At 71.7% G+C, this 26,503-nt stretch carries 27 protein-coding genes and 1 riboswitch; of the genes, 14 read left to right on the forward strand and 13 right to left on the reverse strand.

Annotation, left to right across the window (positions count from 1 at the left end; all coding sequences use genetic code 11):
- Nucleotides 1-196: 196 nt before the first annotated feature.
- From AB0D53_RS11970 to AB0D53_RS11980, 3 genes are all read right to left on the reverse strand, one after another.
- Nucleotides 197-589 (reverse strand): DUF3040 domain-containing protein, encoded by a 393-nt coding sequence (locus AB0D53_RS11970; RefSeq protein ID WP_362443776.1) that lies wholly within the window; start codon nucleotides 587-589, stop codon nucleotides 197-199.
- A 294-nt stretch (nucleotides 590-883) separates the two neighbouring features.
- Nucleotides 884-1,642 (reverse strand): methyltransferase, encoded by a 759-nt coding sequence (locus AB0D53_RS11975; RefSeq protein ID WP_329815390.1) that lies wholly within the window; start codon nucleotides 1,640-1,642, stop codon nucleotides 884-886.
- 102 nt (nucleotides 1,643-1,744) lie between these two features.
- Nucleotides 1,745-2,272: an SAV_6107 family HEPN domain-containing protein gene (locus tag AB0D53_RS11980; protein ID WP_362443780.1), complete on the reverse strand. Its 528-nt coding sequence runs from the start codon at nucleotides 2,270-2,272 to the stop codon at nucleotides 1,745-1,747.
- Nucleotides 2,273-2,439: 167 nt separating this feature from the next.
- Here AB0D53_RS11980 and AB0D53_RS11985 point away from each other — a divergent pair, with 167 nt between their 5' ends.
- The 5 genes from AB0D53_RS11985 to AB0D53_RS12005 all read left to right on the forward strand — a co-directional run bounded on the left by AB0D53_RS11985 (nucleotide 2,440) and on the right by AB0D53_RS12005 (nucleotide 8,474).
- Nucleotides 2,440-3,246, forward strand: coding sequence for an ATP-binding cassette domain-containing protein (locus AB0D53_RS11985; protein WP_362443783.1), 807 nt, complete (start codon nucleotides 2,440-2,442; stop codon nucleotides 3,244-3,246).
- Entirely contained in the window at nucleotides 3,218-5,305 is a 2,088-nt protein-coding gene (locus AB0D53_RS11990; protein WP_362443786.1) for a YhgE/Pip domain-containing protein, read from the forward strand. The genes AB0D53_RS11985 and AB0D53_RS11990 overlap by 29 nt, the downstream gene beginning before the upstream one ends.
- A 29-nt stretch (nucleotides 5,306-5,334) precedes the next feature.
- Nucleotides 5,335-5,946, forward strand: coding sequence for a TetR/AcrR family transcriptional regulator (locus tag AB0D53_RS11995; protein WP_329815393.1), 612 nt, complete (start codon nucleotides 5,335-5,337; stop codon nucleotides 5,944-5,946).
- A 362-nt stretch (nucleotides 5,947-6,308) separates the two neighbouring features.
- Complete coding sequence (locus AB0D53_RS12000; protein WP_362443790.1) at nucleotides 6,309-6,926, forward strand: DUF4126 domain-containing protein; 618 nt, start codon at nucleotides 6,309-6,311, stop codon at nucleotides 6,924-6,926.
- A gap of 30 nt (nucleotides 6,927-6,956) precedes the next feature.
- Nucleotides 6,957-8,474 (forward strand): NAD(P)/FAD-dependent oxidoreductase, encoded by a 1,518-nt coding sequence (locus AB0D53_RS12005; protein ID WP_362443793.1) that lies wholly within the window; start codon nucleotides 6,957-6,959, stop codon nucleotides 8,472-8,474.
- Nucleotides 8,475-8,526: 52 nt separating this feature from the next.
- Here the strand turns inward: AB0D53_RS12005 and AB0D53_RS12010 are convergent, their stop codons facing one another.
- From AB0D53_RS12010 to AB0D53_RS12040, 7 genes are all read right to left on the reverse strand, one after another.
- Nucleotides 8,527-9,450, reverse strand: a complete 924-nt coding sequence (locus tag AB0D53_RS12010) for a hypothetical protein (RefSeq protein WP_362443797.1) — start codon at nucleotides 9,448-9,450, stop codon at nucleotides 8,527-8,529.
- Between the two features lie 50 nt (nucleotides 9,451-9,500).
- Nucleotides 9,501-10,418: a methylenetetrahydrofolate reductase [NAD(P)H] gene (metF, locus tag AB0D53_RS12015; protein ID WP_362443800.1), complete on the reverse strand. Its 918-nt coding sequence runs from the start codon at nucleotides 10,416-10,418 to the stop codon at nucleotides 9,501-9,503.
- 121 nt (nucleotides 10,419-10,539) lie between these two features.
- Nucleotides 10,540-11,193, reverse strand: a complete 654-nt coding sequence (thiE, locus tag AB0D53_RS12020; RefSeq protein ID WP_362443803.1) for a thiamine phosphate synthase — start codon at nucleotides 11,191-11,193, stop codon at nucleotides 10,540-10,542.
- 108 nt (nucleotides 11,194-11,301) lie between these two features.
- Nucleotides 11,302-11,667, reverse strand: coding sequence for an Rv2175c family DNA-binding protein (locus tag AB0D53_RS12025; protein ID WP_329815399.1), 366 nt, complete (start codon nucleotides 11,665-11,667; stop codon nucleotides 11,302-11,304).
- A gap of 43 nt (nucleotides 11,668-11,710) precedes the next feature.
- Entirely contained in the window at nucleotides 11,711-13,459 is a 1,749-nt protein-coding gene (locus tag AB0D53_RS12030) for a peptide-N4-asparagine amidase (RefSeq protein WP_362443808.1), read from the reverse strand.
- Between the two features lie 111 nt (nucleotides 13,460-13,570).
- Complete coding sequence (locus tag AB0D53_RS12035; protein ID WP_362443811.1) at nucleotides 13,571-14,827, reverse strand: FAD-dependent oxidoreductase; 1,257 nt, start codon at nucleotides 14,825-14,827, stop codon at nucleotides 13,571-13,573.
- Nucleotides 14,828-14,855: 28 nt separating this feature from the next.
- Nucleotides 14,856-15,200, reverse strand: coding sequence for a hypothetical protein (locus AB0D53_RS12040; RefSeq protein WP_362443814.1), 345 nt, complete (start codon nucleotides 15,198-15,200; stop codon nucleotides 14,856-14,858).
- Nucleotides 15,201-15,251: 51 nt separating this feature from the next.
- Nucleotides 15,252-15,364, forward strand: a riboswitch (TPP riboswitch).
- Here AB0D53_RS12040 and thiO point away from each other — a divergent pair.
- The 6 genes from thiO (at nucleotide 15,362) to AB0D53_RS12070 (ending at nucleotide 21,184) form a co-directional block, all read left to right on the forward strand.
- Nucleotides 15,362-16,546: a glycine oxidase ThiO gene (thiO, locus tag AB0D53_RS12045; protein WP_362443817.1), complete on the forward strand. Its 1,185-nt coding sequence runs from the start codon at nucleotides 15,362-15,364 to the stop codon at nucleotides 16,544-16,546. It overlaps the preceding riboswitch by 3 nt.
- The gene (thiS, locus tag AB0D53_RS12050) at nucleotides 16,543-16,779 is read left to right on the forward strand and encodes a sulfur carrier protein ThiS (protein WP_362443820.1); all 237 of its coding nucleotides are present in this window, start codon (nucleotides 16,543-16,545) and stop codon (nucleotides 16,777-16,779) included. The genes thiO and thiS overlap by 4 nt, the downstream gene beginning before the upstream one ends.
- A 3-nt stretch (nucleotides 16,780-16,782) precedes the next feature.
- Complete coding sequence (locus AB0D53_RS12055) at nucleotides 16,783-17,577, forward strand: thiazole synthase (protein ID WP_362443823.1); 795 nt, start codon at nucleotides 16,783-16,785, stop codon at nucleotides 17,575-17,577.
- A 110-nt stretch (nucleotides 17,578-17,687) separates the two neighbouring features.
- Nucleotides 17,688-19,604, forward strand: coding sequence for a Stk1 family PASTA domain-containing Ser/Thr kinase (gene pknB / locus AB0D53_RS12060; RefSeq protein ID WP_362443826.1), 1,917 nt, complete (start codon nucleotides 17,688-17,690; stop codon nucleotides 19,602-19,604).
- A gap of 6 nt (nucleotides 19,605-19,610) precedes the next feature.
- Nucleotides 19,611-20,465: a deoxyribonuclease IV gene (locus AB0D53_RS12065; protein ID WP_362443829.1), complete on the forward strand. Its 855-nt coding sequence runs from the start codon at nucleotides 19,611-19,613 to the stop codon at nucleotides 20,463-20,465.
- Nucleotides 20,466-20,710: 245 nt separating this feature from the next.
- Nucleotides 20,711-21,184, forward strand: coding sequence for a DUF4396 domain-containing protein (locus AB0D53_RS12070; RefSeq protein WP_362443832.1), 474 nt, complete (start codon nucleotides 20,711-20,713; stop codon nucleotides 21,182-21,184).
- 33 nt (nucleotides 21,185-21,217) lie between these two features.
- Here the strand turns inward: AB0D53_RS12070 and AB0D53_RS12075 are convergent, their stop codons facing one another.
- Nucleotides 21,218-21,850, reverse strand: coding sequence for a sulfite oxidase-like oxidoreductase (locus AB0D53_RS12075; protein ID WP_329815408.1), 633 nt, complete (start codon nucleotides 21,848-21,850; stop codon nucleotides 21,218-21,220).
- Between the two features lie 155 nt (nucleotides 21,851-22,005).
- On the opposite strand from AB0D53_RS12075, the gene bfr reads away from it, so the two are divergent.
- Nucleotides 22,006-22,485: a bacterioferritin gene (bfr, locus tag AB0D53_RS12080; RefSeq protein ID WP_266736773.1), complete on the forward strand. Its 480-nt coding sequence runs from the start codon at nucleotides 22,006-22,008 to the stop codon at nucleotides 22,483-22,485.
- A 33-nt stretch (nucleotides 22,486-22,518) separates the two neighbouring features.
- Here the strand turns inward: bfr and AB0D53_RS12085 are convergent, their stop codons facing one another.
- Nucleotides 22,519-22,839 carry a (2Fe-2S)-binding protein gene (locus AB0D53_RS12085; RefSeq protein ID WP_362443837.1) on the reverse strand — a complete coding sequence of 107 codons (321 nt, stop codon included), beginning with the start codon at nucleotides 22,837-22,839 and terminating at the stop codon, nucleotides 22,519-22,521.
- A 169-nt stretch (nucleotides 22,840-23,008) separates the two neighbouring features.
- Nucleotides 23,009-24,355 carry a class II 3-deoxy-7-phosphoheptulonate synthase gene (locus AB0D53_RS12090; protein ID WP_329815411.1) on the reverse strand — a complete coding sequence of 449 codons (1,347 nt, stop codon included), beginning with the start codon at nucleotides 24,353-24,355 and terminating at the stop codon, nucleotides 23,009-23,011.
- Between the two features lie 103 nt (nucleotides 24,356-24,458).
- On the opposite strand from AB0D53_RS12090, the gene AB0D53_RS12095 reads away from it, so the two are divergent.
- Together AB0D53_RS12095 and AB0D53_RS12100 are read left to right on the forward strand one after the other, a co-directional pair.
- A complete protein-coding gene (locus AB0D53_RS12095) occupies nucleotides 24,459-24,515 on the forward strand; it encodes a trp operon leader peptide (protein ID WP_107408160.1) in 57 nt (18 codons plus the stop codon).
- Between the two features lie 93 nt (nucleotides 24,516-24,608).
- Nucleotides 24,609-26,495, forward strand: a complete 1,887-nt coding sequence (locus AB0D53_RS12100) for an anthranilate synthase family protein (protein WP_362443841.1) — start codon at nucleotides 24,609-24,611, stop codon at nucleotides 26,493-26,495.
- The last annotated feature ends 8 nt before the right edge of the window (nucleotides 26,496-26,503 follow it).

The following is a 26,503-nucleotide window of genomic DNA, read 5'->3' on the forward strand; positions in this document are numbered from 1 at the left end:
CGCGGCCCTCGCGAAGGCGTGCAGGAACACGGCGACGCCGCTCGTGAGGGCCCGCCCGCAGGGAAGTCAGGGCCCCGCGGTGGCCGCCTGCGGTGGCCTGGACCAGGCGCAGGCCACCGCCGGTGGCCTGCGCCGGGCACGCATGAGGGGCGGCCGCGAAGACGCGGCCGCCCCTCATCCAAGTGTGTCCGGGGACCTACTGACCCTGCTCGTCACGGCGGCGCTGCCACCGCTGCTCGATGCGGTTCATCACGGTCCGGCGCTGCCTGGGCCGACCGCGCTCACCGGCGGCTCCGGCTGCCGGATGCTCGCCCGGTTTGGGTGCTTTGCGCCAACCTGTGACCGCAAGGACCGCACAGCCCAGCATGACGAGAAATCCCACCACGCTGATCCAGATGAGCTGGGCGACCATTCCGGCCATGAGGAGCGCGATACCCACCAGGAAGCCTGCGACCGCCTGGTAGACCCGTCGCCGGGTGTACGTACGCAGCCCGCTTCCCTCGAGCGCTGTCGCGAACTTGGGATCTTCGGCGTACAGCGCTCGCTCCATTTGCTCGAGCATTCGCTGCTCGTGCTCCGAGAGCGGCACGGAGTCCTCCTCGTCGTCGGCCGCGGGGGGCGGCCGGTATGCGGCCCTTCCAGGATAGGCAGGGAATCGCCCCCGTGAAACCCGCCTTCTTGCCCATCAGCCAGTCCGGGCCGCCACAACGGCTCAGCTGCTGAGGCGTTGATTCCCCAACCTCCGATCCGTCATGCCGGATGGTGTCCCCCGATCATACGGGGCGAAGCGCCCGATCGGGGGGCCCGGTGCGTACTCCGTCTGCCGCTGCGCCGCTGATCAGCCGTGCTGTGTCCGGAGCCGCCGGACCGGACCGGCTCGCGCTCAGGCGCGCTTCGTGCCCAGGACGTGCAGTTGCGTCGCGACCGAGTGGAAGGCGGGCTGTTCGGCCACGGCGGCCTCCAGCTTGAGCAGGGCCTCCATGGCACCGGGCTCCGTGTCCACCAGGACGCCCGGTACCAGGTCGGCGAAGACCCGTACGCCATGGACCGCGCCGACCTCGACATCGGCCCCAGAGACCAGCTCGGTGAGCTGTTCCGCGGTGTAGCGCCGGGGCATCGGGTCACCCTCGCCCCAGCGGCCCGCCGGGTCACCGAGCGCCTGCCGGGCCTCGGTGAAGTGACCGGCCAGCGCCCGCGCCAGGACGGCGCCGCCGAGCCCGGCGGCGAGCAGGCTGAGCGCACCGGACGGCCGGAGCGCCTCCACCGCGTTGCGCACTCCCTCGGCGGGGTCGTCCACGTACTCCAGGACGCCGTGGCAGAGCACCGCGTCGTACCCACCGCGCTCGACCACCTCGAACAGACCGTGGATGTCGCCCTGGACGCCGCGGACGCGGTCGGCGACCCCGGCCTCGGCGGCGCGGCGCTCCAGCGCGAAGAGCGCGTTGGGGCTGGGGTCGACGACGGTGACGCGGTGGCCGAGGCGGGCGACCGGCACCGCGAAGTTCCCGGTGCCGCCGCCGGTGTCCAGGACGTCCAGGGCGTCCCTGCCGGTCACCTTCACCCGGCGGTCGAGGGCGTCCTTGAGGACCTCCCAGACCACGGCGGTACGGAGGGAGGCGCGGGGGCGCAGCGGGTCCGACACGGCAGATGACTCCTCGGCACGGTGCCGCCTCTGACGGCGGAGCGTGAACAGTGCAGGTGGTACGAGCGCTGCCCACCCTATTGCCTCGCGCCGCCGCTGCCGTCATCCCGCGTCGGACCGCTCCCTCCTGGCCTGCGGGAGCACCGGCTGGAGCACCAGCAGCCGCTCGACCAGACGCAGGAACATCGCCGCGTCACGCAGCAGGTCGTCGGCGTCCCGCCGGCTGGCCGCACCGGGGATCCCGGCTTCGGCACGGGCCCTGCGGCGGGCACCGGAGGCGAACAGCGCGCTCCATTCGGTCAGCTCGGGGGCTATTTCGGGCAGGACCTCCCAGGCACTGCGGATGCGCTCCCGGCGCCGCCTGGACGTCTCCGGGCGGCCCCGCGCGGCGAGGACCGCGGCCGCGGTGCGCAGCGCTGCGAGGTGAGCGGTGGCATACCGCTCGTTCGGCACATCGAGAACGGCGGCCTCGTCGAGGCCGGTCCGGGCCTTGGCGAGCAGATCGAGGGCGGCGGGCGGCGCCGCGGTGCGGCGCAGAACGGGGTGGACATCGCTTGCCGGGCCGGTCAGTGAGGGGGCAGGGCCGTCTGTGCGGCGCCGGGATGCGGCTGCTGCGGACGAGTGGGCCATGACGAAACCTCCTGTCTCGTGTAACGGCTCCGTGGCCGTATGCATCCATCGTGAGGGGCACCACTGACAATCGATCCGGACCCCCCTCCGACCTGCGCTTTTGCTTCGTTCGCAAGTTCGGGCTACCTTTTTGCACTGACCGGTCAGTTCAAAACAAGGGGGAGTCTGTGGACAGCCCGCACGGGGCATCCGTCACAGCCGAGGACTTCGGGCTCAAGGGGCCGCGCGGCTGGGCCTTCCGGGGCCTGGACATCGACGCCGGACCCGGCTCACTGGTGGCGATCGAGGGCCCGTCCGGCTCGGGCCGCACCTGCCTGCTGCTCGCTCTCACCGGCCGGATGCGCCCCACCGAGGGCCAGGCGAAGGTCGGCGGGCTGCGTCTGCCGCGCAAAATGGCCGCCGTACGCCGCATCGCCGCGCTGGGCCCGGTCCCCGGCGTCAGCGAGCTCGATCCGGCCTTCACCGTCGACGAGCACCTGCGCGAGCGGGCCCTGCTGCAACGCCGCTTCGACGGCTCACTGCGCGCCCTGCTGCGGCCGCGTGCCGAGCGGGTCGCCACCGCCCGGGCCCGGATCGACGCGGCGCTGGACGCCGCCGGACTCGACCCGGACACCCTGCCCAAGGCCGGGCGGACCTCCGTACGGGATCTGGAGCGGCTGGAGGCGCTGCGGCTCTCCGTCGCCCTCGCACTGATCGGCACTCCGCGGCTGCTCGCGGTGGACGACACCGATCTCAAGCTCTCCGACGCCGAACGCGCCGAGGCCTGGGACCTGTTGCGGTCCGTCGCGGACAGCGGCACCACCGTGCTCGCCGTCTGCAGCCAGGCGCCCGAGGGCGCGATCATCCTGCGCACGGAGGGCACGGACGACGCGGCCGGCACGGACGCGAGGACCGCTGCTGTCGAGAACGCGACCGGGGAAACCACGACCGAGGAAGGAACGGCCGATGCGTTCGCCGAGACTGGCCGCGCTTGAGCTCAAGCGGTTCGGCAGGGGAAAGCTCCCGCGCGCGGCACTGGTCGCGCTGCTGCTCCTGCCGCTGCTGTACGGCGCCCTGTACCTGTGGTCCTTCTGGGACCCGTACGGCCGCCTCGACAAGATCCCCGTGGCGCTGGTCAACAACGACAAGGGCGCCACCGCGGCCGGCAAGCACATCGCGGCCGGTGACGAGATCACCGGCAAGCTCCTGGACTCCAAGGTCTTCGACTGGCACGAGGTCAGTTCCACCGAGGCCCACAAGGGCGTCGAGGACGGCACGTACTACCTCTCGCTCACCATGCCGTCGGACTTCAGCAAGCGGATCGCGTCCAGTTCGGGCGACTCCCCCGAGGCCGGCGCCCTCCAGGTGCGGACCAACGACGCCAACAACTACATCGTCGGGCAGATCTCCCGCTCGGTCTTCTCCGAGGTGCGCACCGCCGCCTCGACCAACGCCTCGCGCGGCTTCTACGACCGGATCTTCATCAACTTCTCCGACCTCCACGACGCGACCGCGAAGGCCGCCAAGGGCGCCGACGACCTCAAGGGCGGCATCGGCAAGGCCAAGAAGGGCTCGCAGGATCTCGCGGACGGGCTGAAGGACGCCAAGGCCGGAAGCAACAGGCTGGCCGACGGGATCGTCAAGCTGAACAAGGGCGCGAGCGACCTCGGAACCGGCTCCCGGCAGGTGGCCGACGGCACACAGCAGCTCGCCGACAAGGTGAACGGGGTGGCCGCCGACGTCCGCCCGTTCCTGAAGGACAACGGCAAGTCGATCGGCGACACCGCCCGGCTGGTCTCCGACTCCTCGAAGACCGTGCGGGACAACCTCGACCTGCTGGTGAAGGCGGCACCCACCGCGGCCACCGCCGCCCGCACCGCCTCCGACGACCTGGCCGAGATCTACCGCACCAGTTGCACACAGGAGCCGGTCCCCGACTCCACGGTCTGCCCGCCGCTGAAGCGCGCCAGGACCGCGGCGGCCGATGTCGCCGGCGTGGCCGACGACGTGAACGTACTGGTCACCAACCAGAACGGCGATCTGAAGAAGCTGCGCACCCAGCTGACCACCCTTCAGCGACAGGCCGACGACCTGGCCGAGCGCGCGCCGCACCTGGACGAGGACCTGGAGTCCGCCGTCAAGAAGGTCAACGCACTCAACACCGGTGCCCACAAGGTCGCGAAGGGGGCCGACGATCTGCACACCGGCCTGGTCACGGCCAGGACCGGCTCCGCCGACCTGGACAGCGGCGTGGGCAACCTCAAGAAGGGCGCGGCGAATCTGGACGGCGGGCTGATCCGGCTCGGCGACGGCTCGGCCACCCTCGCCCAGGGACTCAACGACGGCGTCGGCAAGATCCCCGACTACGACAAGAAGGACCGCGACGCCCGGACCGGAGTCATGGCCGACCCGGTGCAGCTGGCCTCCCAGTCGCTGCACACGGCTCCCAACTACGGCACCGGTTTCGCGCCCTACTTCATCCCGCTCTCCCTCTGGGTCGGCGCGATGGTGGCCTACATGCTGATCCAGCCGCTCAACCGGCGCGCGCTCGCCGCCGGGGCCTCCGCCTGGCGGATCGCCTTCGCGGGCTGGCTGCCGGTGGCCGCGATCGGCCTGCTCCAGGTGGCCGCCCTGATGTCCGTACTGCACTGGGGGCTCGGTCTGCAGATGGCCCGCGCCGCCGGGACGGTCGGCTTCCTGGCGCTGGTGACCTGCTGCTTCGCGGCGATCGTGCAGTGGCTGAACGCCCGGTTCGGAGCCGCGGGACGGATTCTCGTACTGGCGGTGCTGATGCTCCAGCTGACCTCGGCCGGGGGAACGTATCCCGTCCAGACCAGCCCCGGGTTCTTCAACGCGATCCACCCCTACCTGCCGATGAGCTACATCGTCGAGGGGCTGCGCCGGCTGATCACGGGCGGCGGCCTGGGACCGGTCTGGCAGGGCAGTGCGGTCCTGCTGGCCTTCACGGCGGGGGCGCTCGCGCTGACCGCGGTGGCCGCACGCCGCAAGCAGGTGTGGACCCTGGACCGGCTCCACCCGGAGCTGAGCCTGTGAGCACGCCGGAACCTGTGAGAATCAGGGGCATGGAAAGCAGTAGCACCACGCGTCGCCGGGCCACCCGGCAGAAGCTCTACGAAGCGGCCGTGACCCTCATCGCCGAGAAGGGCTTCTCGGCGACCACGGTGGACGAGATCGCCGAGCGCGCCGGCGTCGCCAAGGGCACGGTCTACTACAACTTCAAGAGCAAGACCGAGCTCTTCGAGGAGCTGCTGCGCCACGGCGTCGGCCTGCTCACGGCCTCGCTGCGCACCGCGGCCGAGGAGACCGGGGAGCGCGGCGGCACCCGGGTCGAGGCCCTGGACGCGATGATCCGGGCCGGTCTGGTCTTCATCGACCGCTACCCGGCCTTCACCCAGCTGTACGTCGCGGAGCTGTGGCGCACCAACCGGGCCTGGCAGGGAACCCTCCTGGTGGTGCGTCAGGAGGCGGTCGCGGTGGTCGAGGGGGTGCTGCGCGAGGGCGTGGGCAACGGTGAGCTCAGCGAGGAGATCGACATCCCGCTGACGGCCGCCGCACTCGTCGGCATGGTGCTGGTGGCGGCCCTGGACTGGCAGGCGTTCCAGCCGGAGCGTTCGATCGACGATGTGCACTCGGCGCTCTCGCTGCTCCTGCACGGGCGGGTCAGCGGGCGCTGACCGTCCGGGACCCGGGCCCGGCAGCAGAAAGACGCCGGTCCGGCGAGGCTCGATCCCCCCCGAGCCTGCGCCGGACCGGCGTCTTCCGCACTGCCGGAGAGCCTTCCCCCGTGACCTTCGTTCCCCCGTGGTCCCCCGGGCCCTCCTTCGTGCTCCCCCGATCCGGAGGGAGCGCCGCGACCGTTCCGCCGCCCCGTGCCGGCGGTGCGGAGCCGCGCCCCTCTCCGTGCGTTCCACTCTTCCGTCCGCACAAGTGGAAGCCCATCCGCGTACCTACTCATCTCATCGCCTAGGTACGGATACTCAGAGCTGCGCACCCGACCGGGCCCCGGGCGTTGCTCCGTCTGGTTACGATCGCGTCCGTGTCCGTACTCCCCCTGGTGTTCACAAGCGGCTGGGCGAGCGGGATCAACGCCTATGCGGTGGTCCTGCTGCTCGGTGTCTTCGGTGCGACCGGCCTGACCGACGAGGTGCCCGCGTCGCTGCAACGCACCGACGTCCTCGTCGTGGCCGGCGTTCTCTTCCTGTGCGAGGTGGTGGCCGACAAGATCCCGTACGTGGACTCGGTCTGGGACACGGCGCACACCGTCATCAGGCCGGTCGCCGGTGCCGTCGTGGCCGCGCTGCTGGCCGGCGAGAGCGGTTCGCTGCCGCAGCTCGCGGCCGCGGCGGTGGGCGGTTCCACCGCGCTGATGAGCCATCTGGTGAAGGCCGGCACCAGGATGGCGGTCAACTCCTCCCCCGAACCGTTCAGCAATGTCGCGGTGAGCATCGCGGAGGACCTGGGTGTCGCCGGGATCGTCACCTTCGCGATATTCCATCCGGTGGTGGCCGCCGTCATCGCGGGGACGCTGTTGCTGCTGGGCATCGTCATCGTGGCCTTCCTGGCCTCCAGAATCCGCCGCCACCTGCGCCGCAGGGCTCGGCGGCGGGAGGAGAAACGCCTGGCCGGGACGGGTTCGCGCCAGCCGGCGGAGTGACTGTCGGTGGTGGCCGCTAGGGTCACTGACATGGCACGTATTGCGGTGATCGGCGCCGGGATGGGCGCGATGGCGGCGGCCGCCCGGCTCGCCGTGGCAGGCCACCGGGTGACGGTGTACGAGCGGTCGGAGACCTTCGGCGGTTCGGTCGGCCGGTATGCCCATGAGGGCTTCGCCTTCGACACCGGTCCGGCGCTGCTGCATCTGCCCGCCGTCTACCGCGACTTGTTCGTGAAGACCGGCAAGGAGCCGCTGGAGCGGTGCGTCACCATGACGCAGGTCGATCCTTCGAGCCGCCATCTGTTCGCCGACGGCACGGCGGTCTCGCTGCCGAACGCCTCACGTGCCGGGGTCGTCTCCGCGCTGGACGGCGCGCTCGGCGGCGGTGCGGGCGCGGCCTGGGGCGGGTTCCTGGACCGGGCGCGCGATGCCTGGGACCGGTCCCGGCGTCCGCTCCTGGAGGAGCCGCTGCGCTCCGACTGGCAGGTGCTGGGCCGTGATCCGTACCCGGCGCTGAGGCAGCGCCGCCTGCTGCGCTCCGCCCGGCAGGCGGGCACGGTCGCGGAGGTCGGCGCGTGGGAGCTGGCGGACCCCCGGCTGGCCGCGCTCCTCGACGGATACGCCCTGTCGTACGGGCTCGATCCGCTGCGCGCCCCGGCGGCGGCGGCCCTGCTGCCGTACATGGAGGAGACGTTCGGCAGCTGGTACGTCCGCGGCGGGATGCGGGCCCTGGCGCAGGCGGTGTACGAGCGGTGCCTGGCCCGTAAGGTGGAGTTCGTCTTCGGCGCCGAGGTGGCCCGGGTCGTCGAGAAGGACGGCCGGGCGGCGGGCGTCGAGCTCGTGGACGGCACGGTCGCCGAGGCCGGCCATGTGGTGCTGGGGATCCGGCCGCGGCCGGAGCTGGTGCCCGGTCAGGAGCTGTGGCAGGACGGGGACGTGGCGGTGCAGCCCCGGCCCGGACAAGGGGTGGTGCCGGGGCGCTTCCTGGTTCTGCTCTCGTTGCGCGGCGCCCGGCCCGCGGATGCCGTGCACCGGACGCTGGTGCACGCGCAGGACGGCGCGGCGGAGCGCGAGGCGGTCTTCGGCGGGCGGCTCGCCGAGCACCCCACGGTGACGGTGCTGCGCCCGGACGACCCCTCGGCCCGCCCCGACGACGCGCACGAGGCGGTGACGCTGACGGCGACGGTCGCCCCGCACGGAGTGGTGGACTGGACGGACCCCGCGGTGCGCGAGCGGTGCGCCGACACGCTGATCGACACGGCCGCCGCGGCCGTGCCCGGGATACGGGAGCGGCTGCTCCGTGCCGAGGTGCGGACGCCGGCCGAGACGGCCGCCGACACCGGCGCGGAGGGCGGTTCGGTGCCCGCGCCCGCGCTGGCCGGGGCGGGCGGCGCGCATCTGCACCCGGGCAATCGCACCCGGCTGCCGGGACTCCACGTCGCGGGCGGCTGGTCGCACCCGGGCGGCGGGCTCGCCCACGCGGGCATGTCGGGTGCGCTGGTCGCCGGGCTGATCGTGGAGGGCGACGGCTTCCGGGGCTCCCAGTGACCGGGAGAGCCGTCGACCGTCGGCGTCGGCGTCGGCGTCGGCGTCGGCGTCGTCAGTAGCGGTACTGCTGCTCGTCGTAGCCGTTGCCGTTGTTGTAGCCGTTCGGGTACGGGGCGGGGTGCGCGGGCGGCTCCGGTGGGGCGACCGGGTACTGCTCGCCCTCGCGCTGCTGAGGCACCCAGACACCGCCCGGCGGCGTCTCGGGGGCGTACTGCTGGGCGTAGGGGTCGGCGTCGTACTGCTGCCGGCCGCCGAAGCTGTCGTAGCCGTTGCCGTAGCTGTCGTACGCGTCGTACTGAGCGGGACCGCCGGTGGTGCCGGTCCCGATGTACGGGTCGGAGTACGCGGCGTACTGCTGCCCCTCGGTGCCGTAGCCGTACTGCCCGGCGAGCGGGTCCTGGCCGGCGTACGGATCCTGGCCCTCCGCCCCGTACGCGGCGGGGGCGGCGTACGGGTCGTACGCGGCGTACTGCGGCTGCTGCTGGGGCTGCGCCTGGTCCGCCCCCTGCTGCTGCGACCGGTGGTGGTCGGAGTAGACGCCGTACTGCCCGGTGTCGTCCGGCATCGGCTCGGGTGCGTAGACCGCGGTCGCCGGAGCGTCCGCGTCCGCTCGCTGCGGAGGCTGCTCGTCGTGCGACGCCATCTCCAGGTCCGACACCTGGAGCGTGGGCCCGCGGCCCTCCCGGTCGCCGCCGCCCCGGCGACGACGGCTCGCACCGGGCTTGCCCCCTATGGCCCAGCCGGTGGAGAAGCCGCGCCGGAAGGAGAGCGTGACGTAGGTCTGGCCGGTCGCGAAGGCGATCGTGCCGAGGACGATGACGAACACCGACGGAATCAGCACACCGACGACCACCAGGCCGAAGCCGCCGAAAGCGAGCAGACGCCAGCGAAGGCGCGCCTTGTACTGCAGGAGCACCTCGCCGAGCAGCCACAGCGCGACGATTCCGAACGCGATGTAGAGGACCGTCCAGCCCATGCCCGCCCCCTTCTACGGCCACCGCCCCGGGTCACGGCGGGTACGGCCGGTCACGACTGCTTGTGCAGTCCGAGATTCTCGTAGATTTCGAGCGTCGCCGTCGAGTTGTTGAGCGTGATGAAGTGCAGTCCGGGCACACCCTCGGATCGCAGCCTCGCACAGAACTGCGTTGCGAAGTCGATGCCAATGGAGCGTACAGCGGCGGGATCGTCCTTGGCGGCGAGGATGCGTTCTTTCAGGGACGAGGGGAAAGACGCGTTGCTGAGCTGCGCAAATCTGTCCAGCTGTTTGACGCTGGTCAGCGGCATGACCTCGGGGATGATCGGGGTTTCGCAACCCGCAGCGACCACGCGGTCACGCATACGCAAATAGTCCTCCGGATTGAAGAACATCTGGGTGATCGCATAGTCGGCACCGGCGCGGCACTTGTCCACGAAATGCCGGATGTCGGTGTCCCAGTCGGTCGAGCGCGGGTGCATCTCGGGAAATGCCGCGACGCCCACACAGAAATCGCCGGATTCCTTGATGAGCCGGACGAGATCGGCCGCGTACCGCACGCCCTGCGGATGCTTGACCCACTCGCCCATCGGGTCGCCCGGCGGGTCTCCGCGCACGGCGAGGATGTTCCGGATCCCGGCGTCCGCGTACTGGCCGATCATGTTGCGCAGCTCGGCGACGGAGTGGTTGACCGCCGTGAGATGGGCGACGGGCGTGAGGGTGGAATCGGCCGCGATCTGCTCGGTGGCCTTCACCGTCCCGGCCCGGGTGGAGCCACCGGCCCCGTAGGTCACGGAGACGAAGCTCGGCCCCACCGCCTCGACCCGGCGCAGCGCGTTCCAGAGGTTCCGCTCGCCCTTCTCGGTCTTGGGCGCCCAGAACTCGAACGAGTAAGAGGTCTTGCCGGTCGCGAGAAGCTCACGCACGGTACGCGCGTGATCTGTCCTGGTGGATGGTGTGCCAAGGGCCATACGGGCAGGTTAACCAGAGCACGACGGCCAAAGGACCGGACCAGCGTGAATTGCCCGAATTGACGGGTTGTTTGTCCATCCTTCGGACAGTCGGCCTGATGTCGCCCTCCGGACGGCCGGATCACACCGCGGCGCGTGCCCGGATCCTTTTGGCCAGCTCGGCGGTGGCGGCGGCCGGGTCGGCGGCCTCGGTGATCGCCCGCACGACGACGACCCGGCGGGCTCCGGCGTCCAGCACCTCGTCGAGATTGCCGGCGTCGATCCCGCCGATGGCGAACCAGGGGCGCGGCCGGTCGAGCGAGGCGGCGTACCGCACCAGGTCCAGGCCCGGGGCGTGGCGTCCGGGCTTGGTCGGCGTGGGCCAGCAGGGGCCGGTGCAGAAGTAGTCCACGCCGGGCTCGGCGACGGCCGCGTCGACCTCGGAGCGGGCATGGGTGGAGCGGCCGATCAGCACGTCCTCGCCGAGAACCGCGCGGGCCGCGGGCACCGGCAGATCCCCCTGGCCGAGGTGGAGCACGTCGGAGCCGATGGCGTGGGCGACATCGGCCCGGTCGTTCACCGCGAGGAGCTTGCCGTGGCGCCGGCACGCGTCGGCGAGGACGGCCAGGTGGTCGAGCTCTTCGGCCGCCTCCATGCCCTTGTCCCGGAGCTGGACGATGTCCACCCCGGAGGCGAGGACGGCGTCGAGGAACGCAGGAAGGTCGCCCTGGCGCCTGCGGGCGTCCGTGCACAGATAGAGCCGGGCGTCGGACAGCAGCGCGCGAGGCGTGGACATGGTGCGGTTCCCCCCTGGGAGAGCGTTCGTGGAGCGGCCTGCGCCGGACGGTGCGGGGGCGCGGGCCGCGCGGTGTCGCGCGGCCCGCCCCTCACCTGCGGCCGGCGGTCAGACGGCGAGCGCCTGGGCGCGGCGCTTCACCTCCGTGCCGCGATTCTCGCTCAGTGCCTGGGCGGGGGTGCCCGGCAGGGTCGGGTCGGGGGTGAAGAGCCACTCCAGCATCTCTGCGTCGTTGTAGCCGTCGTCCCTCAGGAGCGTCAGGGTGCCGGAGAGGCCCTTGACCACCTTGTCGCCGTCGATGAAGGCGGCAGGCACCTGAAGCGTCCGGTTCTCACCACGTCGTACGGCGATCAGCTGGCCCTCCTTGACCAGCTGCCGCACGCGCGTCACCTCGACATCGAGCATTTCGGCGATGTCGGGCAGGTGGAGCCAGGCGGGGACGAGAGCATCGATCTTTGCGTCAATCTCGGTCACGGGGACAAGCCTGCCATCCCGCACCGACAGCCGATACCCGGACTCAGCCCTTCAGGGCCTCCCGGACCACGTCGGGGACCCGGCAGTGGCTCCGCCGGTCCCCGGTGACCCAGCCGTGCGCGGTCGTCAGGGAGCGCGCGTAACAGGTCCCGGTGTCGGTGGTGCCCCGGTACGTCTCGGACGACGCGCCGTCGGCGGCCCGGACGGCGCCGTTCTCGCGGGCGAGGTTGCCGGTCGAGTCCATGGTGTCGTCCGTGACCGCGTCCGTGCGCCAGCCGTGCCCGGAGCCCGTCCTGGACGTGTCGAGGAGCACACGGCGCTGGGTGACGGCCGCGTTCAGCTCGTAGTTGTCGTAGTCGCCGTAGAGCGGGATGTCCATGTCGACGTCGATGGGGTAGGACCAGGCGTGCCGCCGGGCTTCGGCGCGCCCGCCGGTGCTGGTCGTCACCGTGGTGGCGCCGTGGTCGCGCTGGTGCATCGTCTGCTGTTGGCCGGTCCTGGAGACCGTGTCCTCGTTGGTGTACGAGAACTGCTGCTCGACGGTGGTGGTGACCCGGCCCTTCGAGGTCCGGACGTAGCCGGAGATCCTCCAGGAGCGCCCGGTCGACACGGCGACATGGGTGGAGCCGTCGCCGCGCGGGGTCCGGACGGTCCTCACCACCGGCTCGTCGCCGAGCGTGTCGACGGTGACCCTGCCGCTCGTACGGGCCGCGTGCGCGTCCGTGCTCAGGAAGAGCGAACCGTCGACGATCCAGGTGTCGGCGGCTCCGTACGGCGTGATGCTGATGGCGTGCGGCCTGCCGTCGGCCAGTTCACCGGCGAAGGGGGTCAGGTCGATGTCGTAGGCCTCGGTCCTGAACTGGTCGATGGCCGGGACGGGCCGCCACAGGGTCGGGACGATGCCGCCGGAGTAGACCACGGGGTACGGCTGGGCGAGGCCCGCGGGCCGTCCGTCCACGGCGATCTGCACCTCGCGGTAGGGGCCGCCGCCGCAGAGGTAGTCCGGGGCGGTGGCGGCGAGGTCGTCGGGGACCGCGTCGAACCACTGCTCGTCGCAGCCGCCGCCGCGTGCGTACACCTGGAGGCGCGCGGCGGTCAGGTTGCGCGGGAAGGTGACGTCGGTGCTGGTGGAGCCGCCCTTGCCCACGCTCATCCAGGGGGCGCTGTCGGACCCGGTGGTGCCGAGGGGGACGATCCGGTCGGCGGTCCGCGCGGCCGGGTGGTGCTTGTCGGCCCGGTAGTACGTGATCGTCAGCCTGACCTTGTACACACCGGTGTAGGTGTCGTTGACAACGTTGCCGAGGTCCAGCTGGAGCTTCTGCGGGTCCTTGAGGAGCGGCGCGAAGTCGGTGATGTCCTTGGCGACGTGCCAGCTGATGCCGTCCTCGTCGGGCTCGGCGGTGCTGGTGCGGAAGATCTCCGCGCCGCCCACGAACACCGCGGCGAGACGATCGTACTGACGCCCCTTCACGCTGGCCGACCAGTCGAGGACGACCTTGTTCCAGGGGCCCTCGCAGGTGTCGGGCGGGGTGAGCGTGGTGGTGTACGGCGGCCCGCCGAGGGTGTTGCCGAAGTCGTGCTCGACGGCCGTGACCGAGCAGTGCGCGGTGTCGGGCCGGGAGACCGGCGGCAGCGCGTCGACCGGGTCCTGGTAGTCGACGGCCGGGTTGGAGCCGGGCCTCGGGGCGGTGCCCGCGTTCGCCGGGACGGCGAGCGCGCCGCCGGCCAGGGCGATCGAGGCCGAGACCACGCAGATCCGGCGCAGGGCGCGGACCCATCTGTGTCGGAACATGTGCTTCCTCCGGGAGCGGGCGAGTGATCCAGAGGATGTACGGTGCACCAATTCCGGCCGCCGTCCAAGAGCTTGCCCGCACTCCGGACGCTCCGCACGCCCGGCGGCGCGCTACTGACGGACCGCCGACTTCAGCGGTACGGAGGGGTCGGCGGCCCGCGCAGGATCGAGCCGCGCCCCCGCCTCGATGAGTTTGCGCCCCTGCGCCAGGTCGCGCGGCCGGCCGACGGCGAGCACCGCGACCAGCACGCCGTCGCGCAGCCAGCACACCGACCAGGCGGGCTCGGCCGGATCGCCGCGCCAGAGCAGGGTGTCGGCGCTCCCGTGGTGGCCCGCGTACTGCACGAACCGGTCGAACTGCTCGGACCAGAAGTACGGCACGGGGTCGTAGACCGCCGGCGCCGCGCCGTCCCCGGCGAGCGCCCCGATGATGTTGGCGGCGGCGGTGCGCGGGCCCTGGAGCGCGTTGTCCCAGTGGTGGACGAGCAGGCGTTCGCCGTACCGGGCGGAGGGGAACGAGGCGCAGTCGCCGACCGCGTACACATCCGGCAGCGAGGTGCGCAGCGCTTCGTCGGCGGTCACCGATCCGTCCGGTCCGAGCTCGATGCCGGAGCCGGCCAGCCAGCCGGTGGCGGGCCGGGCGCCGATCCCGACGACGACCGCTGCGGCCGGGACCGTACGGCCGTCCGCGAGGACCACCCGGCCCGGCTCGACGCGGTCGACCCGGGCGCCGGTGAGGAGTTCGGCGCCGGTCTCCGCGTACCAGGCGGCCATCGGGGCGGCGACCTCCGCGGGCATCGCGCCCGCGAGGGGCCGGTCGGCGGCCTCGACGACGGTGACCGCGCAGCCGGCCGCGCGGGCCGCGGTGGCGAACTCGGCGCCGATCCAGCCCGCGCCGACGACCACGACGCCGTGCTGCTCGTCGAGGACCGGCCGCAGCCGTGCCGCGTCGTCGAGGGTGCGCAGCAGGTGGACACCGGGAACACCCTCGACCCCGGGCAGGACGACGGGTTCGGCACCGGTCGCGATCACCAGCACGTCGTAGGGAACAGGGCCCGACGGGGTGTCCAGTTCGTGTGCCGCGGGGCGCACACCGGTGACCTCGCGGCCCAGTTGCAGATCGATCTCCAGCGCCTCGAAGTCGATGTCGAAGGCGGAGTCCTCGGCCTTGCCGAGCAGCACCGCCTTGGACAGCGGGGGCCGGTCGTAGGGCTGATGCGGTTCGGCGCCGATCAGGGTGACGGGGCCGGTGAAGCCCTGCTCGCGCAGGGCCACCGCGGTCTGCACCCCGGCCATGCCCGCTCCGACGACGACGACGCGGCTTCGTGTCCGCCGGTCCGGCTGCTCTGACTGCTGCTGCTCGCTCACCCGTACACCTTAAGCACCTGACAGATCGTCAGGAAAGGGTGAGTTCCTCGACCGTGCTCGTCCCGCCGCCCTCCTGCGACTCCCACTCCCACCGCTCGTCCAGCCGGACCCGGCCGTCCGCGAGGTCGACGACGGTGGAGTGGCAGTGGCCGCAGGACGTCGTTCCGTCCTGCTTGAGCTGGACGTAGCGGAAGTCGAGCAGGTCGCCGGTCCGGGTGCCGACGAGATGGCCGCGCACCACGTCGCCGCCCGCGTACTCGGCCCAGATCCGGCCGTCCTCCTCGTGGTACGTGAAGCGGGTACGGGTGCCGACCTGGCCGGGCGCCTGGTCGGCCACCGGTGACAGGACGAGTCCGTCGAGCGAACGGGCCACGGCGGCTGCTCCCTTACTGGGGCGGGCGGACGGGGTTTAGGGTGGCCAACGTAAAGCACTCGCGGGAGCCCGGACGCACCGGGCTGAGAGGGAGGCTGGGCGGCCTCCGACCGTACGAACCTGATCCGGGTCATGCCGGCGAAGGGAGGGGCTGGAAGCCCATGCGTTCTTCTCGGAACGGAAACGGATCCGATGTCCTGGTCATCGGGGGCGGGATCATCGGCCTGGTGACCGCCTGGCGGGCCGCGCAACGCGGACTGCGCATCGCGGTCGCCGACCCCGAACCGGGCGGCGGAGCCGCCCGGGTGGCGGCCGGCATGCTGGCCGCGGTCACCGAACTCCACTACGGCGAACAGCTGCTGCTGGGCCTCAATCTCGCCTCCGCCGCCCGCTATCCGGCCTTCGCGGCCGAGCTGGAGGCGGCGAGCGGGCGGGAGACCGGTTTCCGCGCCTGCGGCACCCTGGCCGTCGCACTGGACTCCGACGACCGCGCCCATCTGCGGGACCTGCACGCCCTGCAGCGGCGTTCGGGCCTGGAATCGGAGTGGCTCACCGGCCGCGAGTGCCGCCGTCTGGAGCCGATGCTCGCGCCGGGTGTCCGGGGCGGTCTGCGGGTCGACGGCGACCACCAGATCGATCCGCGCCGGCTGGCCGCCGCCCTGCTGACCGCCTGCGAGCGGGCCGGGGTGGTCTTCCACCGCGGCTGGGCGGAGCGCCTGAGCGTGGTGGGCGGCCGGGCCGCCGGGGCGGTGCTCGCCGGGGGTACGGAGCTCGTGGCCGACCAGGTCGTGCTCGCCGCGGGCAGCCTCAGCGGCCGGCTGGCGGGGGTGCCCGACGAGGCCGTGCCGCCGGTCCGGCCGGTGAAGGGCCAGGTGCTGAGGCTGACCGTGCCGGCCCGGCACGCGCCGTTCCTGAGCCGGACCGTACGGGCCCTGGTCCGGGGCAGTCATGTCTATCTGGTGCCGCGCGAGAACGGCGAGCTGGTCGTCGGCGCCACCAGCGAGGAGATGGGCTGGGACACCACCGTCACCGCGGGCGGCGTCTACGAGCTGCTGCGGGACGCCCACGAACTGGTGCCCGGCATCACCGAGCTGCCGCTCACCGAGACCCTGGCCGGCCTGCGCCCCACCTCCCCCGACAACGCCCCGCTGCTCGGCCCCACCGCCCTGCCCGGCCTCCACCTCGCCACCGGCCACCACCGCAACGGGGTGCTGCTCACCCCCATCACCGGTGACGTCATGGCCGAGCTCCTCACCGGCGGCGAGCCGCCCGAGCCGACCCGCCCCTTCACCCCGCGCCGTTTCCCGTCCCCCGCCGTCTCCGCACGTCAGGAGCAGCCCGCATGACCGAGCCCGTACCGCTCCCCGGGGCCGCCGCCCTCTCCGTGTCCGTGAACGGCGAGGTCCGCCGCCTCGCCGGGGGCACCACCCTGGCGGCACTCGTCGCCACGCTCACCACCGCGCACTCCGGTGTCGCGGCCGCCGTCAACGAGACCGTCGTACCGCGCGGCCGGTGGTCCGCCACCGCGCTCCTCGACGGTGACCGCGTCGAGGTCCTGACCGCGGTCCAGGGAGGCTGAACCGTGCCGGACGACCTCTTCACCCTCGGTGACGCCACCTTCGGCTCCCGGCTGATCATGGGCACGGGCGGGGCGGCCGGCCTCGACGTGCTGGAACGCTCCCTGACCGCCTCCGGCACCGAGCTGACCACCGTCGCGATGCGGCGCCTCGATCCGACCGTGCAGGGTTCGGTCCTCTCCGTCCTGCGGCGGCTCTCCATCCGCGTGCTGCCGAACACGGCGGGCTGCTTCACCGCGGGCGAGGCCGTGCTGACCGCCCGGCTGGCCCGCGAGGCGCTCGGCACCGACTGGATCAAGCTGGAGGTGGTGGCCGACGAGCGGACGCTGCTGCCCGATCCGATCGAGCTGCTGGACGCCGCGGAGATCCTGGTGGACGACGGCTTCACCGTGCTGCCGTACACCAACGACGACCCGGTGCTGGCCCGCAGGCTCCAGGACGTGGGGTGCGCGGCGGTCATGCCGCTCGGCTCCCCCATCGGCTCCGGACTCGGCATCCGCAATCCGCACAACTTCCGGCTGATCGTCGAGCAGGCCCGGGTGCCGGTGATCCTCGACGCGGGTGCCGGGACGGCCTCCGACGCGGCGTTCGCGATGGAGCTGGGGTGCTCGGCGGTGATGCTGGCGTCCGCGGTGACCCGGGCCCAGGAGCCCGAGCTGATGGCCTCGGCGATGCGCCACGCGGTGGAGGGCGGGCGCCTCGCGTACCGGGCCGGCCGGATTCCACGCCGCCACTTCGCCGAGGCGTCGTCGCCGGTGGAGGGGCGCGCGGTGCTGGACCCGGAGCGCCCGGCCTTCTGAGCCGCCGGTACGGCGTGGAGTGCGTGTCCCTGTCACGGCTCGGCTGCAGTACGGCCCCGGGAGTGCCCCGGCCCGTGGGCCGTGTCCGTGGCGGCTCGTAGACTCGCTGCGTGGATACGACCCTCCAGGACCCTCTCGTCGGGCAGCTGCTCGACGGCCGCTACCGCGTCGATGCCCGCATCGCCGTGGGCGGCATGGCCACGGTCTACCGGGCCGTGGACACCCGGCTGGACCGGGTGCTCGCCCTCAAGGTGATGCACCCGGCGCTGGCGACCGACGTCTCGTTCGTCGAGCGCTTCATCCGGGAGGCCAAGTCCGTGGCCCGGCTCGCGCACCCCAACGTGGTCGCGGTCTTCGACCAGGGCGCCCAGGGACAGTACGTCTATCTCGCGATGGAGTACGTCGCGGGCTGCACCCTGCGCGACGTGCTGCGCGATCGCGGCGCGCTCCAGCCGAGGGCCGCCCTGGACATCCTGGAGCCGGTCCTCGCCGCCCTGGGCGCGGCGCACCGGGCGGGCTTCGTGCACCGCGACATGAAGCCGGAGAATGTCCTGATAGGGGACGACGGCCGGGTCAAGGTCGCCGACTTCGGACTCGTACGGGCGGTCGGCGCCGTCACCGACACCACCGGGTCCCTCCTGGGCACGGTCTCCTATCTCGCCCCCGAGCAGATAGAGGACGGCACAGCCGACACCCGCACCGATGTGTACGCCTGCGGCGTCGTGCTGTACGAGATGCTGACCGGGTCCAAGCCGCACGGCGGCGACACCCCCGCGCAGGTCCTCTACCAACACCTCAACGAGGCCGTCCCGCCGCCGTCGGCCGCCGTCCCGGGGCTCCCGGACGCGCTCGACGGCCTGGTGGCGAGCGCCACCGCCCGTGACCCCGAGCTCCGCCCGTTCGACGCGGTCGAGCTGCTCGCCGGGACCCGGGAGGCCCGCTCCGGTCTCACCGACGCCCAGCTGGACGCCGTACCGCCGCAGGCCACCGCCGAGGTGCACGACGCCGCCGAGGACCGCACCAGCGTGATCCCGCGGCTGCTCCCGGCCGGCCAGGGCGTCTCGCACCACACCAGCCGGCTGGAGATGCCCCCGCCCCAGCCGCCACGGACCGCGGGGCCGGGCCGGGACCGTCGCGCGCCGCGGCGCTCCGTGATCGCCGTGGTCGTCGCCGTGCTGCTGGCCCTGGGGATCGGTACCGGTGTCTGGTACATCAACTCCGGGCAGTTCACCCGGGTGCCCTCGCTGCTCGGCCAGACCGAGAAGAACGCCGAGCGGCGGCTCTCGGACGCCGGTCTGGAGCTCAAGGGCGTCAAGCGGTCCTACAGCGACACCGTGGAGCGCGGCAAGGTCATCGGCAGCGACCCGGAGTCCGGCGCCCGCGTCAGGGGCAACGACGCGGTGACGCTCGTCGTCTCGCGCGGCCCCGAGATCGTGAAGGTGCCCGACGTCCAGGACCTCTCGCTCGCCGACGCCAGGGCCGAGCTGAAGAAGGCCGGTCTGGTGCCCGGGATGGTCACCAAGGAGTTCAGCGAGGCGACGACACGGGGCGACGTGATCCGTACGGACCCCGTGGCGGGCACCGAGCGCCACCCGGACTCGGCGATCGCCCTCGTCCTCAGCAAGGGCACCCCGGTGGACGTCCCCGATGTCACCGGGCTGTCGGTGGTGGACGCCACCGCCGCGCTGAAGGAGAAGGGGCTGAAGGCGAAGGTGCTGCCCGGCCGGGTCAATTCCCCGGAGGTCGCGGGCGACATCGCCCGGCAGTCGCCGGGCGATGGCAGCGAGGCCGCCGAGGGCGACACCGTCGAGCTGACGGTGTCCGAAGGGCCGCGCATGATCGACGTCCCGGACGTCACCGGCAAGGACGTCGACGAGGCCACGAGCGAACTGAAGGACGCGGGCTTCGAGGTCAAGGTCGACCGCCCGTTCCTGTCCTTCAGCGACACCATCGCGAGCCAGTCCGTCGACGGCGGCAAGCAGGCCCCCGAGGGCAGCACCATCACCATCAAGACCAAGGGACTCTAGATCCACATGCGCAACCCAGTCGGCGGCCATGTTCCGGTGGCCGGCGGCCTCGCCAAGGCCGGCCTCCCCTACGCCCGCGAGATGGGGGCGGAGGCCGTCCAGGTCTTCGTCGCCAACCCGCGCGGCTGGGCGACTCCCGTCGGCAATCCGGCCCAGGACGAGCAGTTCCGCGCCGAGTGCGCCGCCGGGTCCATACCGGCGTACGTCCACGCCCCGTACCTGATCAACTTCGGATCGCACACCGCGGCGACGGTCGAGAAGTCCGTGGAGTCGCTGCGCCACTCGCTGCGCCGGGCCCGCGAGATCGGCGCCCTGGGCGTCGTGGTGCACACCGGATCGGCGACCGGCGGCCGGCCGCGCGAGCAGGCCCTGGCGCAGGTGCGCACGCACATGCGGCCGCTGCTGGACGAGCTGACCCATGACGACGACCCGTTTCTGCTGCTGGAGTCGACGGCCGGGCAGGGGTTCTCGCTCTGCTCCCGGACCTGGGACTTCGGCCCGTACTTCGACGCGCTCGACGCCCACCCGAAACTCGGCATCTGCCTCGACACCTGTCACATCTACGCGGCGGGCCACGATCTGACCGGTCCGGCGGGCATGCGGCAGACCCTGGATCTGCTGGTCTCGACGGTCGGCGAGGGCCGGCTGAAACTGATCCACGCCAATGACTCCAAGGACGTGGTGGGGGCCCACAAGGACCGGCACGAGAACATCGGCGCCGGGCACATCGGCGAGGGACCGTTCCGTGAGCTGTTCTCGCACCCGGCGACCGCGGGCGTACCGCTGATCATCGAGACGCCGGGCGGCAAGGAGGGCCACGCGGCGGACGTGGCCCGGCTGAAGCGGCTGCGCGACGACTGATTCCCCATTGAGGAATACCCCATGGGGGTATACGGTTCCTGCTGTCGGCAGGAACCGCTACTCGGCATTGGGGGATCGCCATGCAGCACGACACGGACCACGGGCAGCACAGCCACCACGCGGACCACACAGGCCACGCGGACCGCACAGGCCATGCAGACCACTCGGGCCACGCAAACCACACCGAACACACAGGCCACACCGAACACGCAGACCATGCAGAGCACGCAGACCACGCAAGCCACATGGACCACTCCGCCCACGCCGGTCATCGCCCCGGCAAGGTGAGCTGGGCCATGGCCGCGCGGGCCACGCTGCACTGCCTCACCGGCTGCGCCATCGGCGAGATCCTCGGCATGGTGATCGGCACGGCGTTCGGCTGGGGCAACATGGCCACGATGGCGCTCGCCATCGTCCTGGCCTTCTTCTTCGGCTACACGCTGACCCTGCGCTCCATCCTGAAGGCGGGCGTCGACTTCGGCACCGCCCTGCGGGTCGCCCTCGCCGCCGACACCCTGTCCATCGCGGTGATGGAGCTGATCGACAACGGCGTGATCGCGCTGTGGCCGGGCGCCATGGACGCCACCCTCCTGGACGCACTGTTCTGGGGCGCGCTCGCGCTCTCGCTCGCCGTCGCCTTCGTCGCCACCACACCGGTCAACAAGTGGATGATCGGCCGCGGCAAGGGCCACGCGGTGGTGCACCGGTACCACCACTGAGGAACGGGCCGGAGCGGCCCGTGGGCCATCAGGTCAGAGCTCGGGGCCGTCCCCGGGCTCTTCCTGGTACGAGTAGCGCTGCTCGCTCCACGGGTCACCGATGTTGTGGTAGCCGCGCTCCTCCCAGAAGCCACGGCGGTCCGCCGTCATGTACTCGACACCCCGGACCCATTTGGGGCCCTTCCAGGCATAGAGGTGCGGCACGACGAGACGGAGCGGGAAACCGTGCTCGGCGGTGAGCAGTTCGCCGCCCTTATGAGTGGCGAAAAGTGTTCGGTCCGAGGCGAAGTCGGAGAGCCGCAGATTGGAGCTGAAGCCGTACTCGGCCCAGACCATCACATGGGTGACGTTCGGCGCGGGCGGCGCCAGCTCCAGGACCGTACGGGCCAGGACCCCGCCCCATTCGGCACCGATCATGCTGAATTTCGTGACGCAGTGCAGGTCGGCGACGACCGAGGCGAACGGCAGCACCGAGAACTCCTGATGGTTCCAGCAGTGCTTCTCACCGTCCGCGGTGGCCCCGAAGACCCGGAACTCCCAGCGGTCCGGCTTGAACTTGGGCACGGGCCCGTAGTGGGTAACCGGCCAACCACGCTGGAGCCTCTGTCCCGGCGGAAGCTCGGACTGCTCTGACGCGCGGTGTTCCCGGCTTTCCGGCTGACCCATGACTCCATGGTGACAGACAGGCAGGGGTGGTCCCGACCAGGCCAGGGGCGAATCAGGACAACTCACAGTAAGCCTGTACTTACTGGACGACCATCGGGTGCGATGACAAGATGCGGCCAACTTGTCCGGTCCACCGGTTGGAAGGAGCCTCTGCGATGCAGGGCGACCCCGAGGTCCTTGAGTTCCTGAACGAGCAGCTGACCGCAGAACTGACTGCCATCAATCAGTACTTCCTGCACGCGAAGATGCAGGACAACTTCGGCTGGACGAAGCTCGCGAAGTACACGCGCTCCGAGTCGTTCGACGAGATGAAGCACGCCGAGATCCTCACGGACCGCATCCTCTTCCTCGACGGACTCCCCAACTACCAGCGGCTGTTCCATGTGCGGGTGGGCCAGACCGTCACGGAGATGTTCCAGGCTGACCGCCAGGTCGAGGTGGAGGCGATCGACCGCCTCAAGCGCGGGATCGAGCTGATGCGCGGCAAGGGCGACATCACGTCCGCGAACATCTTCGAGTCGATCCTGGCGGACGAGGAGCACCACATCGACTATCTCGACACCCAGCTGGAACTGGTCGAGAAGCTCGGCGAGCCGCTCTACATCGCCCAGCAGATCGAGCAACCGGACAGCTAGGGTCTTCCGTCCGGATCAGGCCGGCGGGAGTGGTCAGGCCGCGTCGGGGAGCGGGATTCCCGGAGCCACGCCCGGGGCGATGCCGGGAGCGATGCCCGGGGCGATGCCAGGAGCGATCCCGGGCGCGGCCTCCGCAGTGGTGTCGGCGGCGGTGCCGGGCGCGCGCTTGCGGTCGAGCAGTTCGCGGCGCGGACAGGTGCCGCGGCCGAGCACGGCCTGGATGGCCCGGACGCAGCCGCCGCAGTCGGTGCCCGCCTTGCAGGCGGAGGCTATCTGCCTGGGCGTGCAGGCCCCGGCGTCCGCATGCTCCTTGACCTGCTTCTCCGTGATGCCGAAGCAAGAACAGACGTACACGCGGTTCACCTCCCGGCGGGATCGGTCGTTGGCTGCCCCCCGTCTACCGGTGAGGCTAACCTAACCTTACCCGGCGCGGAAGGCGTGAAAAGCCCCCGAACGCCCTGTGGGGCACGGATCACATCGATCCGCGCCCCACAGTCGTACGCGTGCCACCTGCGGTGATCGCCTACTGGTCCCGGTACATCTCGGCGACCAGGAACGCCAGGTCGAGCGACTGGCTGCGGTTGAGCCGCGGGTCGCAGGCCGTCTCGTAGCGCTGGTGCAGATCGTCCACGAAGATCTCGTGTCCGCCGCCGACGCACTCGGTGACATCGTCACCGGTGAGCTCGACGTGGATGCCGCCCGGGTGCGTACCGAGGGCCTTGTGCACCTCGAAGAAGCCCTTGACCTCGTCCAGGACGTCGTCGAAGCGACGGGTCTTGTGGCCGGAGGCGGCCTCGAAGGTGTTGCCGTGCATCGGGTCGGTCACCCACGCCACGGTGGCGCCGGAGGCGGTGACCTTCTCGACCAGGGCCGGGAGCTTGTCGCGGACCTTGTCGGCGCCCATGCGGACGATGAAGGTCAGCCGGCCGGGCTCGCGCTCGGGGTCGAGGCGTTCGATGTAGCCGAGCGCCTCGTCGACCGTGGTCGTCGGGCCGAGCTTGATGCCGATGGGGTTGCGGATCTTCGAGGCGAACTCGATGTGCGCGCCGTCCATCTGGCGGGTGCGCTCACCGATCCAGACCATGTGGCCGGAGGTGTCGTACAGCTCGCCGGTGCGCGAGTCGGTGCGGGTCAGCGCCGACTCGTAGTCCAGCAGCAGGCCCTCGTGCGAGGCGTAGAACTCGACCGCCTTGAACTCGGCCGGGTCCGTACCGCACGCCTTCATGAAGTTCAGCGCGTTGTCGATCTCGCGGGCGAGCGCCTCGTAGCGCTGGCCGGACGGGGACGACTTCACGAAGTCCTGGTTCCAGGCGTGCACCTGGCGCAGGTCGGCGTATCCGCCGGTGGTGAAGGCACGGACCAGGTTCAGCGTGGAAGCGGATGCATGGTACATCTGCTTCAGCCGCTCCGGGTCCGGGACGCGCTCCTTCTCGGTGAAGGCGAAGCCGTTGACGGAGTCGCCGCGGTAGGTCGGCAGGGTGACGCCGTCGCGGGTCTCGGTCGGCTTGGAGCGGGGCTTGGAGTACTGACCGGCGATCCGGCCCACCTTGACGACGGGCACGGAGGCCGCGTACGTCAGGACGGCACTCATCTGGAGCAGCGTCTTCAGCTTGGCCCGGATGTGGTCGGCCGACACGGCGTCGAAGGCCTCGGCGCAGTCACCGCCCTGCAGCAGGAACGCCTCGCCCTTGGCGACGGCTCCCATGCGGGCGCGCAGCTGGTCGCACTCGCCCGCGAACACGAGGGGCGGATACGACGCGAGGTCCGCGAGTACATCGCGCAGAGCCTCGGCATCGGGGTACTCGGGCTGCTGCGCCGCGGGAAGGTCTCGCCAGGTGTTGCCACCGGCGACGGAGGTATTGGCGTTCACGGTCACAACGCCAACATTACGGGGTCCGGCGGTGGGTCCATCCGCAAGCTCAATAGTTGAGACGCGCGCTCGGACGGCAGCGGCGTCCGCTAGGGTTCTGGACATGTTCGCGCAGACAAACCAGAACTGGTGGTGGACCGCTCATCCGGCGGCCCACTGACAATCGCGCGCGACAGACCACGCGAAGGCCGCCCGAGGGGCGGCCTTCTCCGCGTTTTCGGGAGCCGTTCCTCCATCCGGAAGGAACACCTCCATGTCCCACCGCACCGCCGCCGTCGTCCGGCGGCTCCTGAGCGACGACTGCCCGCCGTTCGCGCTGCTGCGCAGGCTCACCCCCGGCCGTGACCAGGACACCGTCGAGGTGCTGATCGGCCGGGTGCGGGAGGCGGACCGGCTCGCCGGTCTCCCCGTCGGTGAGCTGCCCTCGCTCGCCCTGGTGCCGTTCCGGCAGATCGCCGAGCGCGGTTTCGATGTGCGCGACGACGGGACGCCGCTGTCCGTGCTGGTCGCGGACGAGACGTACGAGCTGCCGCTCGCGGAGGTGCTGGACCACCTGCCGGTCCGGGACGTGGGGGTCGAGGACGGCGCGTTCGACGTCGGGGACGAGGAGTACGCCGGGATCGTCCGGCGGGTCGTCGAGGACGAGATCGGACAGGGCGAGGGCGCGAACTTCGTCGTCCGGCGGACCTTCCGGGGGCAGATCCCCGGCTTCGGCCGGGCCGACGCGCTGGCCCTCTTCCGGCGGCTGCTGGCCGGTGAGCGCGGCGCGTACTGGACCTTCGTCGTGCACACCGGGGCCAGGACGCTGGTCGGCGCCAGTCCCGAGGTGCATGTGCGGATGTCGGGCGGGACGGTCGTGATGAACCCGATCAGCGGGACGTACCGCTACCCCGCCGAGGGCCCGACCGCGGAGAGCCTGCTGGCCTTCCTCGCCGACCGCAAGGAGACCGAGGAGCTCTCCATGGTGGTCGACGAGGAACTGAAGATGATGTGCACCGTCGGCGACATGGGCGGGGTGGTGATCGGGCCGCGGCTCAAGGAGATGGCCCATCTCGCCCACACGGAGTACGAGCTGCGCGGGCGCTCCTCGTTGGACGTGCGGGAGGTGCTGAAGGAGACCATGTTCGCGGCGACGGTCACCGGCTCCCCGGTGCAGAACGCCTGCCGGGTCATCGAGCGGTACGAGCCCGGCGGGCGCGGCTACTACGCGGGGGCCCTGGCGCTGCTGCGGCAGGAACCGGGCGGGGCGCAGACCCTGGACTCGCCGATCCTGATCCGTACCGCCGACATCTCGGCCGACGGCGAGCTGCGGGTGGCGGTCGGGGCGACGCTCGTACGTCACTCCGATCCGGACGGCGAGGTCGCCGAGACCCATGCGAAGGCGGCCGGCGTGCTCGCGGCGCTCGGGGTGCGCCCGGGCCGTCCGGTGGACGAGGCGGCCCGGCCGCGGCTGGCGGGCGACCCCCGGGTGCAGGCGGCGCTGGAGGCCCGGCGGGACGGACTGGCGCCGTTCTGGCTGCGGATGCAGGAGCGCACCCACGAGCTGTCCGGGCGGGCGCTGGTGATCGACGGGGAGGACACCTTCACCGCGATGCTGGCGCATCTGCTGCGCTCCTCGGGGCTGGAGGTGTCGGTGCGCCGTTACGACGAGCCGGGGCTGCGCGAGCTGGTGCGGGCGCACGAGGGTCCCGTCGTGCTGGGTCCCGGGCCGGGGAATCCGGGCGACACCGCCGATCCGAAGATGCGGCTGATGCGCGGGCTGGCCGCGGAGCTGGTCCGTGATCACCGCTACGGCCTGCTCGGGGTCTGCCTCGGCCATGAGCTGATCGCGGCGGAGCTGGGGCTGGAGATCGTCCGCAAGACCGTGCCCCACCAGGGCGCGCAGACCCGGATCGAGCTGTTCGGGCGGCCGGAGACGGTGGGGTTCTACAACAGCTTCACCGCGCGCTGCGACGAGGCGGTGGTCACCGAGCTCGCGGCACACGGTGTCGAGACGAGCGTGGACGCGGCCACCGGTGAGCTGCACGCGCTGCGCGGGCCGGGCTTCGCCTCGGTGCAGTTCCACCCGGAGTCGGTGCTGACGCTGCGCGGCGCGGGAATCGTGGCCCAGCTGCTGGCGGGGCTGCCGGTGGCCGGCTGAAGGGGAGG

The organism is Streptomyces sp. NPDC048295, from assembly GCF_040652135.1.
Lineage (GTDB): Bacteria > Actinomycetota > Actinomycetes > Streptomycetales > Streptomycetaceae > Streptomyces.